Source organism: Streptomyces sp. NPDC056361 (assembly GCF_042262805.1).
Classification (GTDB): domain Bacteria; phylum Actinomycetota; class Actinomycetes; order Streptomycetales; family Streptomycetaceae; genus Streptomyces.
The window spans coordinates 69190-83380 of the sequence record NZ_JBHJQI010000021.1; the positions used below are offsets into that span (position 1 = coordinate 69190).

The 14191-nt window shown below is 71.0% G+C and carries 12 protein-coding genes; 4 read left to right on the plus strand and 8 right to left on the minus strand.

Features of this window, described 5'->3' with window-relative positions:
- Window positions 1–8: 8 nt before the first annotated feature.
- Window positions 9–203 (plus strand): acyl-CoA carboxylase subunit epsilon, encoded by a 195-nt coding sequence (locus ACFCY7_RS09710; RefSeq protein ID WP_376482944.1) that lies wholly within the window; start codon window positions 9–11, stop codon window positions 201–203.
- Window positions 204–339: 136 nt separating this feature from the next.
- On the opposite strand, the gene ACFCY7_RS09715 is transcribed toward ACFCY7_RS09710, so the two are convergent.
- The 8 genes from ACFCY7_RS09715 to ACFCY7_RS09750 form a co-directional block, all read right to left on the minus strand.
- A complete protein-coding gene (locus ACFCY7_RS09715) occupies window positions 340–921 on the minus strand; it encodes an ATP/GTP-binding protein (protein WP_376482946.1) in 582 nt (193 codons plus the stop codon).
- Window positions 902–1435 (minus strand): DUF742 domain-containing protein, encoded by a 534-nt coding sequence (locus tag ACFCY7_RS09720; RefSeq protein WP_376482947.1) that lies wholly within the window; start codon window positions 1433–1435, stop codon window positions 902–904. Before ACFCY7_RS09720 ends, ACFCY7_RS09715 begins: the two co-directional genes overlap by 20 nt.
- A gap of 92 nt (window positions 1436–1527) precedes the next feature.
- Window positions 1528–1941 (minus strand): roadblock/LC7 domain-containing protein, encoded by a 414-nt coding sequence (locus ACFCY7_RS09725; RefSeq protein WP_317877038.1) that lies wholly within the window; start codon window positions 1939–1941, stop codon window positions 1528–1530.
- Between the two features lie 7 nt (window positions 1942–1948).
- On the minus strand, window positions 1949–5209 hold the full coding sequence (locus ACFCY7_RS09730) for a nitrate- and nitrite sensing domain-containing protein (protein WP_376482949.1): 3261 nt from the start codon (window positions 5207–5209) through the stop codon (window positions 1949–1951).
- Window positions 5210–5558: 349 nt separating this feature from the next.
- On the minus strand, window positions 5559–6140 hold the full coding sequence (locus tag ACFCY7_RS09735; RefSeq protein ID WP_017235981.1) for an ATP/GTP-binding protein: 582 nt from the start codon (window positions 6138–6140) through the stop codon (window positions 5559–5561).
- Window positions 6121–6525: a DUF742 domain-containing protein gene (locus ACFCY7_RS09740; protein ID WP_017235980.1), complete on the minus strand. Its 405-nt coding sequence runs from the start codon at window positions 6523–6525 to the stop codon at window positions 6121–6123. The genes ACFCY7_RS09735 and ACFCY7_RS09740 overlap by 20 nt, the downstream gene beginning before the upstream one ends.
- 158 nt (window positions 6526–6683) lie before the next feature.
- A complete protein-coding gene (locus tag ACFCY7_RS09745) occupies window positions 6684–7097 on the minus strand; it encodes a roadblock/LC7 domain-containing protein (protein ID WP_030496942.1) in 414 nt (137 codons plus the stop codon).
- A 9-nt stretch (window positions 7098–7106) separates the two neighbouring features.
- Complete coding sequence (locus ACFCY7_RS09750) at window positions 7107–10997, minus strand: nitrate- and nitrite sensing domain-containing protein (protein ID WP_376482952.1); 3891 nt, start codon at window positions 10995–10997, stop codon at window positions 7107–7109.
- A 568-nt stretch (window positions 10998–11565) separates the two neighbouring features.
- Between ACFCY7_RS09750 and ACFCY7_RS09755 the strand changes: the two genes are divergently transcribed.
- The 3 genes from ACFCY7_RS09755 (at window position 11566) to gltX (ending at window position 14142) form a co-directional block, all read left to right on the plus strand.
- On the plus strand, window positions 11566–11769 hold the full coding sequence (locus ACFCY7_RS09755) for a hypothetical protein (RefSeq protein ID WP_376482953.1): 204 nt from the start codon (window positions 11566–11568) through the stop codon (window positions 11767–11769).
- Between the two features lie 119 nt (window positions 11770–11888).
- Complete coding sequence (locus tag ACFCY7_RS09760) at window positions 11889–12674, plus strand: fumarylacetoacetate hydrolase family protein (protein WP_376482955.1); 786 nt, start codon at window positions 11889–11891, stop codon at window positions 12672–12674.
- Window positions 12667–14142, plus strand: coding sequence for a glutamate--tRNA ligase (gene gltX / locus ACFCY7_RS09765; protein WP_376482957.1), 1476 nt, complete (start codon window positions 12667–12669; stop codon window positions 14140–14142). Before ACFCY7_RS09760 ends, gltX begins: the two co-directional genes overlap by 8 nt.
- Window positions 14143–14191 lie beyond the last annotated feature (49 nt).

Below are 14191 nucleotides of genomic sequence, written 5' to 3' on the forward strand. Positions count from 1 at the left end.
TCATCCACGTGACAACGCCTGCCAACCTCCTCCGCGTCGAAAAGGGCCACGCCGACCCCGAGGAGCTCGCCGCCATAACGGCCGTGCTGCTCGCCCGCGCGGCCTCCCAGCCCACCGAGGACGCCCACCACGGTCGTACGCAGGCCGGCTGGCGCCGCCTGGAGCGCGAGCACGGCTTCCGCGCCCCGCACAGCTGGCGCTGAGACCCAGCGGCACGGAAGGGCCCCGCACCGACACCGGTGCGGGGCCCTTCCGCGTCCCCTGCCGCCCGACACCCGCGACGGAAGAGGCCCCGCACCGTGTCGGTGCGGGGCCTCTCGCCGTACGTCCGTCCGGGACTTACCGCAGGCGCGCCATGAGGGCGTGCTCCACCAGGGTGATGAGCGCGCTCTTGGCGTCCGCGCGGTGGCGGGCGTCGGTGGTGATGATGGGGGTGTCGGGGCCGATCTGGAGGGCCTCGCGGACCTCCTCCGGCTGGTACGGCTGGGCGCCGTCGAAGCCGTTGAGGGCGATGACGAACGGCAGGCCGCTGTTCTCGAAGTAGTCGACCGCGGGGAAGCAGTCGGCGAGGCGGCGGGTGTCGACGAGGACGACTGCGCCGATGGCGCCGCGGACCAGGTCGTCCCACATGAACCAGAAGCGGTCCTGGCCCGGCGTACCGAAGAGGTACAGGATCAGGTCCTGGTCCAGGGTGATGCGGCCGAAGTCCATGGCGACGGTGGTGGTGGTCTTGCCGCCGGTGTGGGTGAGGTCGTCGATGCCCGCGGACGCGGACGTCATGACGGCTTCGGTACGCAGCGGGTTGATCTCCGAGACGGCGCCGACGAACGTGGTCTTGCCCACGCCGAAGCCGCCCGCCACCACGATCTTCGCGCTGGTGGTTGAACGGGCCGCGCCGCCGCTAGAGCTTGCGAAGTCCACTGAGCACCCTTTCGAGCAGTGTCACGTCTGGCTGACCGCCGGCGGACTCGTCGCCGCCCGGCTGGTGGATGGCGACGAGTCCGGCCTCGGCCAGGTCGGCGACGAGGATTCGGGCGACGCCGAGAGGAATGGAGAGAAGAGCCGAGATCTCCGCGACCGACTTGATCTCGAAGCACAGCCGGCAGATCCGCTGGTGCTCGGGCAACTGCCCCTGCAGCCGGGCCGGATCGGCCGTCGTACTGACCAGTGCCTCGATGGCGAGCTGGTAGCGCGGCCGGGTCCGGCCGCCGGTCATCGCGTAGGGGCGCACGAGCGGGTTGTGCCCGCTCGAACCGCCCGAGGCGCTCGGGGAGCCCGCCGGGGCGGACTGGGGGTGCGGCTGCCGGTAGGACTGCGACGCGCCCTGTCTGCTCGGGGCGGAGGGAAAGTTGAACCGGTTCTGCGCAGCGTCGCCCAGTGGCGCCTGGTGCGCGTCATATCCGTTGTAGGGGCTCGCGCCCGGTGGTGTTCCCACGTCTCCTCCTCCGACTGCCTCGCGGTCCATGTCCCTTGGAGCCGCGCCACCGCACACTACGGTGCGGTGGCGCGAAACGCACTGTCTGTTTGTTAGTTGAGAAGACTTCCCTGAAGCTCCGCCCGGAGGTCGGGAGTCAGTACGGTGCCCGCGCGGTCCACGAGCAGCGCCATCTCATAGCCCACGAGGCCGATGTCGGCCTCCGGGTGCGCGAGCGCGGCCAGCGAGGAGCCGTCCGAGATCGACATCAGGAAGAGGAAGCCGCGCTCCATCTCCACCACGGTCTGGTTGACCGCACCGCCCTCGAAGATCCGGGACGCGCCCGCGGTCAGCGAGGTCAGTCCGGAGGCGACGGCCGCCAGCTGGTCGGCGCGGTCGCGGGGGAATCCCTCGGACATCGCCAGCAGGAGTCCGTCGGCGGAGACCACCACGGTGTGGGACACCCCGGGGGTGTTGTCCACGAAGTTGGTGATCAACCAGTTCAGATTCTGCGCCGCCTGGCTCATGCTCACACTAACGCTCCTGGTTGTAGGTACTGCCCGGGCCGAGGCCCGATCCGTTCGTGTCCGTTCCCGCGCTGCGTCCCTGCTGGACGCCGCGGCGCAGGTTGCTCAACCTGCCCCGTACGTCCTCGGGTGCGCGGGAGACCTGGGGGCCGCCCTGCGGCGTCTGCTCCGCCGTGCCCTCGACCAGGTTGGCCTTCGGGACCCGGCGGGGAAGACCGGACGAGGTGACCCCGCCCGCCTTCGGGTCCTTGAGCTTCCCGGCCCGCTGCCAGCGCTCGTCGTTCGTCGAGCGCCAGTCGTCGGAATCGTCGGCTTCGGTCTGCTGCTGTTCCGGCTGCGCGGGCTTCGGCTGCTGCGGCGCCTGACGCGGCGCCTGCTGGGTCGGCGGGGCGACGCTGCCGCGGCGCGGCAGACCGGCGTCCGTCATCGCGTGGCCGGCGTCCGGGACGGGGCTGGGAGCCGGACCCGGACGGTCGAAGCCTACGCGGTCGGGGGCCTGTTCGGGAGCGTTCGGAGAAGATTCCGATTCCGCTCCGTACTCCTGGCCGTAGCCGCTCTGGTAAGCGTTCTGTTCCGGCCATTCTGCCTGGTGAGACTGGGGTTCGAACGTGTTGCCGTACTGCTGGTGTTCGGTTCCCGGGGTCTCGTACGAAGCTTCCGCATAGCCCTGCTGCGGGTACGCCTCGTAACCCTGCTGGGGGTAGGCGTAACCGTCCTGCTGCGGGTAGCCGGCCGCGTACTCCTGGCCGTACTCCTGCGCCTGCTGCGGCTGGCCGTACTCCTGCGCCGGGTACTGCTCCGCGGGGTACTCCTGCGCCTGCTGCTGCGCGTACTCCTGGCCGTACTCCTGCGCCTGCTGCGGCTGCCCGTACTCGTCGGCCTGCTCCGCCTCGTCGCGGAACAGCGGCCGGTCGTCGGGCTGGGCCTGGGCGCCCAGGGCGGCACGACGGCCCTCGCGGTTCAGCGAGCGGTTGACCGGGTCGAGCTGGAGCTCCTCCTCGGCCGGCTGCTCGTAGCGCGAGTCGTCGAAGCCGAGCTCGGCCGCGGTCAGCATCGGCTGCTGCTGCGGAGCGGCCTCGAAGGCGCTCTGCTGCTGCTGCGGAATGATCTGCGAGACGGTGAAGTCGTCCTGGAGCGGCTGCTCGCCGCCACCACCGTGGGTGATCGCGTCCGGCAGCATGACCAGCGAGGTCGTCCCGGCCTGCTCGCCCGAGGGGCGCAGCTGGACCCGGATGCCGTGCCGGTCGGCGAGCCGGCCGACCACGAAGAGGCCCATGCGCTGGGAGACGGCCGCGTCCACGGTCGGCGGGTTGGCCAGCTTGTGGTTGATGTCCGCGAAGTCCTCGGCCGTGAGGCCGATGCCCTTGTCGTGGATCTCGACCATCACGCGGCCGTCGGGGAGACGGGTCGCGGTGACGCGGACCTTGGTCTGCGGGGAGGAGAACGTGGTGGCGTTCTCCAGGAGCTCGGCGAGCAGGTGCACGAGGTCGGTCACGGCCTGGCCGTGGATCTCGGCCTCCGGGACACCGGCCAGCTCGATGCGCTCGTACTGCTCCACCTCGGAGGAGGCGGCGCGCATGACGTCGACCAGCGGGACCGGCTGGTCCCAGCGGCGGCCCGGCTCCTCGCCGGCGAGGACGAGGAGGTTCTCGCCGTTGCGGCGCATACGGGTCGCCAGGTGGTCCAGCTTGAAGAGGTTCTCCAGCTGGTCCGGGTCGGCCTCGTTGTTCTCCAGGTCGGTGATGAGGGTCAGCTGGCCCTCGATCAGCGACTGGTTGCGGCGCGAGAGGTTGGTGAAGATCGCGTTGACGTTGCCCCGGAGCATGGCCTGCTCGGCGGCGAGCCGGACGGCCTCGCGGTGGACCTGGTCGAAGGCGCGGGCGACCTCGCCGATCTCGTCCTGCGAGTCGATCGGGATGGGCTGCACCCGGGTGTCGACCCGGCCGGGCTCGGTACGGGACAGCTGGTCGACCAGCATCGGCAGGCGCTGCTCGGCGATGCCGAAGGCGGCGGTCCGCAGCTCGCGCATCGAGCGGCTCATCTGGCGGGCCATCATGCCGGCCAGGATGAAGGCGGCGAGCAGGGCGACGACGACGATGCCGCCGTTGACCCAGGCGTCCGTCTTGGACTCGTCGGAGATCTTCGCGGCCTCGGCCACGGCCTTGTCGACGAGGGCCTTCTCGACCTCGGTGTAGCCGTCGAACTTGGCGGTGGCGACGGCCATCCAGGTCTCGGCCGTGATGCCCTTGGACTTCAGGGCCGCCAGACCCTCGGGGCCCTTGGCGCTGCCGATGGCGGACGCCACGCCGGAGTAGACGGAGCCGTCCTTGCCCTTGGGCAGTTCGACGCCGGCGGCCTGCATCTGCTTGGCGCCGTCGGCGGCCTTGCCGGCCATGACCTTCTTCAGCAGCTCGACGTCCTCGGGCGCACCGCCGGAGCTGAACTCGCCGAGGGCGATCTGCTCCAGGTAGTTGTACGAGTTGAACGCCACGGACTGCTGGGCGAAGACGGCCTCCTGGCGGCTGGGCCGGACCAGGAGCTGGGTGCCGATGGAGCGCTGGAGCGACTCGGCGCCCTTGGCCAGCTGGATCGCGTAGACGCTGCGGCCGTAGCTGGTGACGTTGCCGGTGCCGAGGCCGAGCTCGTTGGAGAACTCGGTGAGGTAGTGCTGGACGCCGGTGTAGCCGAGCTGGGTGTTCACCGGGTCGAGGGCCCGCGTGTACGCGGCCTTGCGGAGCGCGTCGAGCTTGGGCTCCTCGTCCTTGAACAGGCGCAGGCGGCGCTCGAGCCCCTGGCCCGAGGGCAGGTTCTTGGCGGCCTCGTCGAACTTGGCGCGGGCGGCGTCGGTGGCGGCGTACGCCTGCGTCACCTCGTCGCTCTTGCGGTCCTCGGCGCTCTTCGCGGCGAGGAGGGGCGCGGCGGTCAGGTCCCGCTCGTTGAGCAGGGCGGTGCTGTACTCCGAGGCGGCGCGCACGATGAGCGCCGTCTTCTCGGCGTCCTGCGCCTCCTGCCAGGTGTCGATCGAGCCCTTCACCTGGAAGCCGCCCATGACCAGGCCGACCAGCACGGGTATGAGGAGGATCGCGTTCAGCCTGGTCGGCACCCGCCAGTTGCGGGGCGAGAGCTTGCTGGAGCTGCCCTTGGCGGCGACCGCGGCCGGCGGCGGCGTCACGGGCACGTCCGCGGGCGACATCGCCGCGCGCGACGGCGGGGTGAAGTTGCCCCGCGCCGCCTCCTGCTCCGCGGAGCTTTCCTTGCTGCGCCTCACTCGACCAACAACCTCTCGGCGTCGGCACCTACGTTGTGCCGGTGTTTCGTTCAGGGCCGTACTACTCGGGAGTTCATGAATTGCAGCACGTGAAGGGGGTCCGTTCCAAACAGTGGGACAGAGCTTCTTCTCACGGTTCGGAGTGCGCGTAAAACGGGCATAAAGAGCGAGCCCCGCCAAAAGGCGGGGCTCAGGTGAGCGCAGTGACACCGATCGGATGCGTCGGGTGTCCGGGGCGCCCCAATTCTCTGTCGAAATGTTATGAACGCGAGGGCGGTCGTGTCGAAGGACACAGATCGCCCCGGCAGGGGCATATGACAGCCGCCCCGGCCGGTTCCGCTCCGCCGTCCTACTTGAGCCGCGCCATGAGGGCGTGCTCCACGAGCGTGATGAGCGCGCTCTTGGCGTCCGCGCGGTGGCGGGCGTCGGTGGTGATGATGGGGGTGTCGGGGCCGATCTGGAGGGCCTCGCGGACCTCCTCCGGCTGGTACGGCTGGGCGCCGTCGAAGCCGTTGAGGGCGATGACGAACGGCAGGCCGCTGTTCTCGAAGTAGTCGACCGCGGGGAAGCAGTCGGCGAGGCGGCGGGTGTCGACGAGGACGACTGCGCCGATGGCGCCGCGGACCAGGTCGTCCCACATGAACCAGAAGCGGTCCTGGCCCGGCGTACCGAAGAGGTACAGGATCAGGTCCTGGTCCAGAGTGATGCGGCCGAAGTCCATCGCGACCGTGGTGGTCGTCTTCCCGCCGGTGTGCGTGAGGTCGTCGATGCCCGCGGACGCGGACGTCATGACGGCTTCGGTACGCAGCGGGTTGATCTCCGAGACGGCGCCGACGAACGTGGTCTTGCCCACGCCGAAGCCACCCGCCACCACGATCTTCGCGCTGGTGGTCGACCGGGCCGCACCGCCGCTAGAGCTTGCGAAGTCCACTGAGCACCCTTTCGAGCAGAGTCACGTCCGGCGTGCCGCCGGTCTCTCCGTTGCCCGGCTGGTGGATGGCCACCATGCCGGCCTCCGCCAGGTCGGCGACGAGGATCCTGGCGACGCCGAGCGGCATCGACAGGAGGGCCGAGACCTCGGCGACCGACTTGACCTCGCGGCACAGGTGGCAGATCCGCTGGTGCTCGGGCAGCAGCGTGGCGAGGTGTGCCGGGTCGGCCGTGGTGCTGACCAGCGCCTCGATGGCGAGCTGGTAGCGCGGCCGGGTCCGGCCGCCGGTCATCGCGTAAGGACGCACCAGCGGCTGGTCGCCCTCATGTCCGTACTCGTCGACTGAGGCGCCGTACGGATCGTGAGAGGCGGGGGGCGGGGTCATGAATCCTCCGGGCGTGACAGCAAACTCTCTGCCGTCTGATGGGGCCGGTGGGGGGCCGGGTGGGGCGGCCGGACGGTGAACGGTGACGGGGCGGTACGGAGGGGCGTACCGCCCTGTCTGTCAGTCGTAGTGAATGGCTGTCCGGTGTAGGGAACCGGCTAGTGCAGCAGGCTGCCCTGGAGCTCCGCGCGGAGGTCCGGGGTGAGGACGCTGCCGGCCCGGTCGACCAGCAGCGCCATCTCGTAGCCCACGAGGCCGATGTCGCACTCGGGGTGGGCGAGCACGGCAAGCGAGGAACCGTCGGAGACCGACATGAGGAAGAGGAAGCCGCGCTCCATCTCCACCACCGTCTGCGCGACGGGACCGCCCTCGAAGATCCGGGACGCACCCGCGGTCAGCGAGGTCAGTCCGGATGCGACCGCCGCCAGCTGGTCGGCGCGGTCGCGGGGGAATCCTTCGGACATGGCCAGCAGGAGTCCGTCGGCGGAGACCACCACCGTGTGCGACACCCCAGGGGTGTTGTCCACGAAGTTGGTGATCAACCAGTTCAGATTCTGCGCCGCCTGGCTCATCGCGTTCAACTAACGCTCCTGCTGATGGTTCGGACCGAGGTGGAAGCTACCCGTGGTCGAGTTGTTCGCCTGTCGGCCCTGCTGGATGCCGCGGCGCAGATTGGTCAGCCGGCCGCGGACGTCGTCGGGTGCACGCGAGACCTGGGGGCCGGCCGTGTGGGCCTGCTCCTGTGCGGTCCCGGGTACGAGGTTGGCCTTCGGCACGCGCCGGGGAAGACCGGAGGTGGTGACGCCGCCGGCCGCGGGCTTGCGCACCCGCTCGGCCTGGCGCACCAGCTCGTCGTTGGGCGAGGTCCGCCAGGCGGCCCCGCCGTTCTGCCGGCCGCCGTCGGCGGGCGCCGGGGCGGACGGCTGGGCGACGACCGGGGTCTGCGTCGTCTGCGCCACGTCCGCCGGCGCCTGCTGCTGGGCCTGCTGCTGGGCCGCCTGCTCCTGGTGGAACCAGTTGGTCTCCAGCGTGTCGTACAGCGGGGTACGACCGTCACCCGTACCGGCCGGCGGCAGCGCCTCCGGACGGCGCGGCTGCTGGAGCGCCGGCTGCTGCGGCTGCTGCTGACCGGGCTCGGCCACCGGGCGCGGGGCGCCGAAGTCGCCGCCGTTCCGCTGCCGCGGAGCCGGGGCCTGCGGAGCCTGCTGCTGGGCCTGCGGCACGTAGGGCTGCCGGCCGAACTGCTGCTGCTGGCCGCCCTGGTACGCCTGCGGGGCCTGCTGCTGCGGGGCCTGCGGGGGGCGACCCTGCAGCGGGGCCTGCTGGGGCGCGCCGAAGTCGGGGCGCGGGAACTGGCCGGTGGAGCCGGGACCCTGCGGCGCGTCGTAGTCCGGGCGCGGGAACTGGCCCGTCGAGCCGGGACCCTGCGGGGCACCGAAGTCGGGGCGCGGGAACTGCGCCGTCGACGCCGGGTCCTGGACACCGCCCTGGTACGCCTGCGGGACCTGCGGCTGCTGAGCCTGCGGGGCCTGCTGGGGCGCGCCGAAGTCGGGGCGCGGGAACTGGCCGGTGGAGCCGGGACCCTGCGGGGCCGCCGGAGCACCGAACAGGCCGGCCGACTCCGGGTCCTCGTGGCCGCGCGGGGCGTCCAGCGGGGACATCTCCTGCTGCGGGCGCCGGACCGGCTGCTGCTGCGGGTCGTTGCCCCAGCTCGCGGCCTGCGGGCGCTGCGGCTGGGGGTTGCCCCCCGGGAGCTCGGCGCGCGGGAAGTCGTAACCGCCGGGCTGGTTGCCCTGCGGGGCGTGCTGCGGCGCACCGGGTCCGGCCTGCGGGCCGGTCTGGCCGCCGCCCTGGTTGCCCTGGCCCTGGCTGCCCCACACGTCCGTACGGGACGGGATGGCGCTGGCCGCACCGCCGATGAGACCGCCGCCGCCGGGACCCGGGCGCAGCGCGTCCGGGTTCTGCGGGGCCTGCGGCAGCTGACCGGTCTGGTCGAGCTGCGCGTTCTGCGGCTGCGGGGTGCGCGGCTGCGGGGCCTGCGGGGCACCGTCGCGGGCGGGCAGCGCGGCCCGGGGACCGCTCGTGCCGACCTGGCCGCGCGCGGCACCGGCGCCGATCCGGCCGGCCGCCGACTGCGGCGCGCCACCCGGACCGCCGGGACGTCCGCCGCCGGGGCCACCGGCCGCGCCGGGGCCGCCGGGGAGCCGGCCGCCGGGGGCGGAGGCACCCTGCGGCATCGCGCCCTGGCCGCCGGCGCCCGGCTTGGGCATCGGCTTCTTGCCGCCCTGGGCGACGTCGACGGGGAGCATGACGAGCGCGGTGGTGCCGCCCGAGTCGGAGGGGCGCAGCTGGATGCGGATGCCGTGTCGCAGGGACAGGCGGCCGACCACGAAGAGACCCATGCGGCGGGAGACCGAGACGTCCACGGTGGGCGGCGACGCGAGCCGCTCGTTGATCGCGGCGAGGTCCTCGGGGGAGAGGCCGATGCCGGTGTCGTGGATCTCGACCAGCACGCGGCCGTCGGGCAGGGCGTGACCGGTGACCCGGACCTTCGTCTGCGGGGAGGAGAACGAGGTGGCGTTCTCCAGCAGCTCGGCGAGGAGGTGCACGAGGTCGTTGACGACCCGGCCGGCGACCTCGGTCGCCGGGACCGCGGCCAGTTCGATGCGCTCGTACTGCTCCACCTCGGAGGCGGCGGCACGGAGCACGTCGACCAGCGGGACCGGGCGGGTCCAGCGGCGGCCCGGCTCCTCGCCGGCGAGGACGAGGAGGTTCTCGCCGTTCCGGCGCATACGGGTCGCGAGGTGGTCGAGCTTGAAGAGCGAGGAGAGCTGGTCCGGGTCGGCCTCGCGCGACTCCAGTTCGGAGATGAGCGACAGCTGACGCTGGATGAGGCCCTGGGAACGGCGCGAGAGGTTGGTGAACATCGCGTTGACGTTGCCCCGGAGGAGGGCCTGCTCGGCGGCGAGGCGGACGGCCTCGCGGTGCACGTCGTCGAAGGCCGCGGCCACCTGGCCGATCTCGTCCCGGGAGTGCACACCGACGGACTCGACGGAGGTGTCGACGTCCTGCGGGTCGGACTCGGAGAGCTGCTTGACGAGCTCGGGCAGGCGGTCCTGGGCGACCTTGGTCGCGGTGTCCTGGAGGCGCCGCAGCGACCGGATCATGGACCGGGCCACGACGAAGGCGCCGATGAGCGAGACGCCGAGGACGAGGAGGATCAGCGCACCGTTGATGATGGCCTCGCGCTGCGACTCCTGCCGCAGTTCACGGGCCATCGTCTCCATGTCGCCGAGGAGGCCGTCCTCGATGACGTTCATGGAGTTGATCTTGATGCCGTACTCGTCGGTGAAGTTGAGGTGGCCTCGCCGGGTGCCGCCGGGCATGGCGTCGTCCGCGTTCAGGACGCGCTCGGCGTACTTGTCGGCGGCGACGATCGACGGGTTGGCGCCGGTGAGGGACGCGGTCTTCTCGGCGGCGTCGCCACCGGTCGACTCGTAGATGGCCTGGAACGACTTGAACTCGACGCCCTCGGAGTTGAGCGCGGCGTCGGCGTACAGGCGGTCACCCTGCTGGATGCGGCCCGGGGTCTTGTCGTTCGGGGGCAGCGCGGCGGCGATGATCGCCTGCTGGATGGAGGCGTACTCCTTGGCGGACGAGAACGCGGCGAGCGCGCGGGTCCGCTTGATCATCTCCGGGTTGCTGGTCGCCTGCGCCATGTCCTGGGACAGGCTGAGCAGCGAGCGGATGAGACGGCTGTACGCCTCGACCGTCACCGAGTGGGCGACGCCCTTCTCGTAGGCGTTGCCGCGGATCGTGTTGAGCTGGATGACCTGCGAGGCGATCTGGCTGACGTTCTGGCGGATGCTCCGCAGCGCCTCGTCGCCCTCGGTGGTCGGGATGTCCTCGGTGGCGTCGAGGAAGGCCTTGTACTCGCGGTCCGTCTTCCGGCGCGGGTTGGCGACCTGGTAGTCGCTGACCGGGCGGCCGTTGGCCAGCGGACCCGCGGACAGGTCGCGCTCGGACTGCAGCGCCTGCGCGAGGTCGGTCGCCTCACGGGTCAGCTTGGTGAGCAGCTGCATGTGGTCGAGCTGCTCCATGTCCTGGAGCGACTCGTTGATGCGGATGCCGCCCAGGGTGGTCGCCGCCACCACGGGGAGGGTGAGGAGGGCGACGAGGCGCGTGGAGATGCGCCAGTTGCGCAGGGCTATTCGCGGGCCGACCTCGTTCTCGGCGCGGGGCTTGACGGGCGCGGCCGACGGCTCGGCCGCAGCGGCCTTGCCGTTCTTGCCGTTCGCACGCCTGCCGGCGTCACCGGCGTCGCCGGACGGTCCCTGTCCCTGGTTCGGGGCGTGCGGGGCCGAGGGACCGCGGTCGGTCCCGGCGCGCGGTTCCTGCTCCGCCTGAGCTTCCGCTCGGCTCTGGCGGGCCTGGGGAGACCCCGAGCCATCCCTCTTGAAACGTCCCTGCACTAGCGTCGCAACCTTTTGACCAGGCGTCCTTCCGGATGAACGGAGCGGACGGTGTCGGCGTCAGTCGAGGTACGTGAGTACCCCAGGTGGTCATCGGTGACCGGCGCAGTTCCCCCTTCCCCGCCACTCGGCCGGCGCTGCGTCGCGCCTCCTGCGCGCCGGCTTGTTAACCCGCGGCGGTGCGTGGAATTCCAGCACAGTGCCGGACCTCCAACAAGGGCCGCGTGTCGCACTGTGAGGGGAATGACAACCTGTGCACGTTGTGTCACCCCATGTAGAAGATGATCACGGAGGTTTCGGACTTTTCCCCTCCAATGAACCGGCATCCCCGTGTGTCCCAGTCGGCATGATCAGGAGCGGAATACAGCATTCAGTGGCGGAATGTCCCTTTCCGTAGCGACCGGCGACCATCCGTAATGCCCGGAATGTGTCGTGCGTGGTGAGCAAACTCACACGCGAATCGATGTCTCAGCCATGCATTCGAAGGGAATCGCATGTTTAGCCTGACGCTTTACACCCCTTCGCGCCCGCACGGGCGCCCGTCCCGGAACAAGGGCAGATCACCGCGATGAACACGACGACGCTCCGCACCACGGCCAACCCCCGCCGCTCCACCCTCGCCCACCTCGCGGACGCCGCACAGCTCGGCCGGGGCGCCCAGCCGGAGTACGCGGTCGAGCTGCCCGGCAACACGGCCAACCCCCGCCGCACGGTCCTCATGCAGGCCCCGGCCCCGTACGAGCCCCAGCCGTACGCTGCCGCCTCCCGCTGACCCGGACGGGCGTCGCCCACTCCGTTCACCCCGGCGATATCGCCGGTCGGCCGCCCCCTCGCCGCGTTAGCCTGGAGCGTCAGACTCCAGCCAGTAGCAAGTGAGGGGCGACAGCACTCGTGCGCATCGCCAGATTCTCCATCGACGGCAATGTGGCCTTCGGCGCCGTCGAGGGCGAGGGAACCGTCGAGTCCGGCGGCCTCGTCCTCGACATCATCAAGGGCATCCCGTACACCGACTTCGAGCTCAGCGGCACCAAGGTCCCGCTGAGCAAGGTGCGGCTCCTGCCGCCCGTGCTCCCCAACAAAGTCGTGGCCATCGCCCGCAACTACGCCGAGCACGCGTCCGAACTCGGCAACGAGGTCCCGGAGGTCCCCGTCGCCTTCTTCAAGCCCACCACCTCGGTGATCGGCTCCGGCGACGCCATCGAGTACCCCTCCTTCTCCAACCAGCTGCACCACGAGGCCGAACTGGCCGTGGTCATCGGCCGCATGTGCCGCGAGGTGCCCCGCGAGCGCGTGAAGGACGTCGTCTTCGGCTACACCTGCGCCAACGACGTCACCGCCCGCGACGCCCAGCAGCGCGAGAAGCAGTGGGCCCGCGCCAAGGGCTTCGACACCTCCTGCCCCCTGGGCCCCTGGGTGGAGACCGACCTCGACCCGAGCGACCTGGCCATCCAGGCCACGGTCAACGGCGAACAGCGCCAGCTGGGTCGGACGAGCGACATGATCCGCTCCATCGAGGACCTGGTCGTCCACATCACCGAGGCCATGACGCTGCTCCCCGGCGACGTCATCCTCACCGGCACCCCCGCCGGGGTCGGCCCCCTCAACGTCGGCGACGAGGTCGCCGTCACCATCGAAGGCATCGGCACTCTCACCAATAAGGTGATCAAGCGTGGCTAACGCGAACATCCGCGTCCGTTTCTGTCCCTCGCCGACCGGCAACCCCCACGTGGGCCTGGTCCGCACCGCCCTCTTCAACTGGGCCTTCGCCCGGCACAACGAGGGCACCATGGTCTTCCGCATCGAGGACACCGACGCTGCCCGCGACTCGGAGGAGTCGTACAACCAGCTCCTCGACTCGCTGAAGTGGCTCGGCCTCGACTGGGACGAGGGCCCGGAGGTCGGCGGCCCGCACGCGCCGTACCGCCAGTCGCAGCGGATGGACATCTACAAGGACGTCGCCGACAAGCTGCTCGCCGGCGGCTACGCGTACCCCTGCTACTGCACCACCGAGGAGCTCGACGAGCGCCGCGAGGCCGCCCGCGCCGCCGGCCGCCCCTCCGGCTACGACGGCCACTGCCGTGACCTCACCGCCGAGCAGAAGGCCGCGTACGAGTCCGAGGGCCGCGCGTCGATCGTCCGCTTCCGGATGCCCGACGAGCCGATCACCTTCACCGACCTGGTCCGCGGCGAGCTCACCTTCACCCCGGAGAACGTGCCGGACTACGGCATCCTCCGCGCGAACGGCGCCCCGCTCTACACCCTGGTCAACCCGGTCGACGACGCCCTGATGGAGATCACCCACGTCCTGCGCGGCGAGGACCTGCTCTCCTCCACCCCGCGCCAGGTCGCGCTCTACAAGGCGCTGATCGAGCTGGGCATCGCCAAGGAGATCCCCTCCTTCGGCCACCTGCCGTACGTCATGGGCGAGGGCAACAAGAAGCTCTCCAAGCGCGACCCGCAGGCCTCCCTCAACCTCTACCGGGAGCGCGGCTTCCTCCCCGAGGGCCTGCTGAACTACCTGTCGCTCCTCGGCTGGTCGTTCTCGGCCGACCAGGACCTCTTCACCATCCCCGAGATGGTGGCGAAGTTCGACATCGCCGACGTCAACGCCAACCCGGCGCGCTTCGACCTCAAGAAGGCCGAGTCGATCAACGCCGACCACATCCGGATGCTCGACGTGAAGGCGTTCACCGACGCCTGCGAGCCCTGGCTCAACGCCCCGCACGCCAACTGGGCGCCCGAGGACTTCGACCGCGCCGCCTGGGAGGCCATCGCGCCGCACGCCCAGACCCGCATGACGGTCCTCTCGGAGATCACGGCCAACGTCGACTTCCTCTTCCTCCCGGAGCCGGTCTTCGACCAGCCCTCGTGGGACAAGGCGATGAAGGGCGAGCCCGCCGCGCTGCTCACCACGGCCCGCGAGAAGCTCGTGGACGCCGACTGGAGCGACCCCGAGTCGCTCAAGAATGCGGTGCTGGCCGCCGGCGAGGCCCACGGCCTCAAGCTCGGCAAGGCTCAGGCCCCGGTCCGCGTCGCCGTCACCGGCCGCACGGTCGGCCTTCCCCTCTTCGAGTCCCTGGAGATCCTGGGCAAGGAGAAGACCCTGACCCGTATCGACGCGGCCCTGGCGAAGCTCGCCGGCTGAGCCCCGTCCTCCGTCCCGTGGGGGCGGCGACCGGTACCCCCGGTCGCCG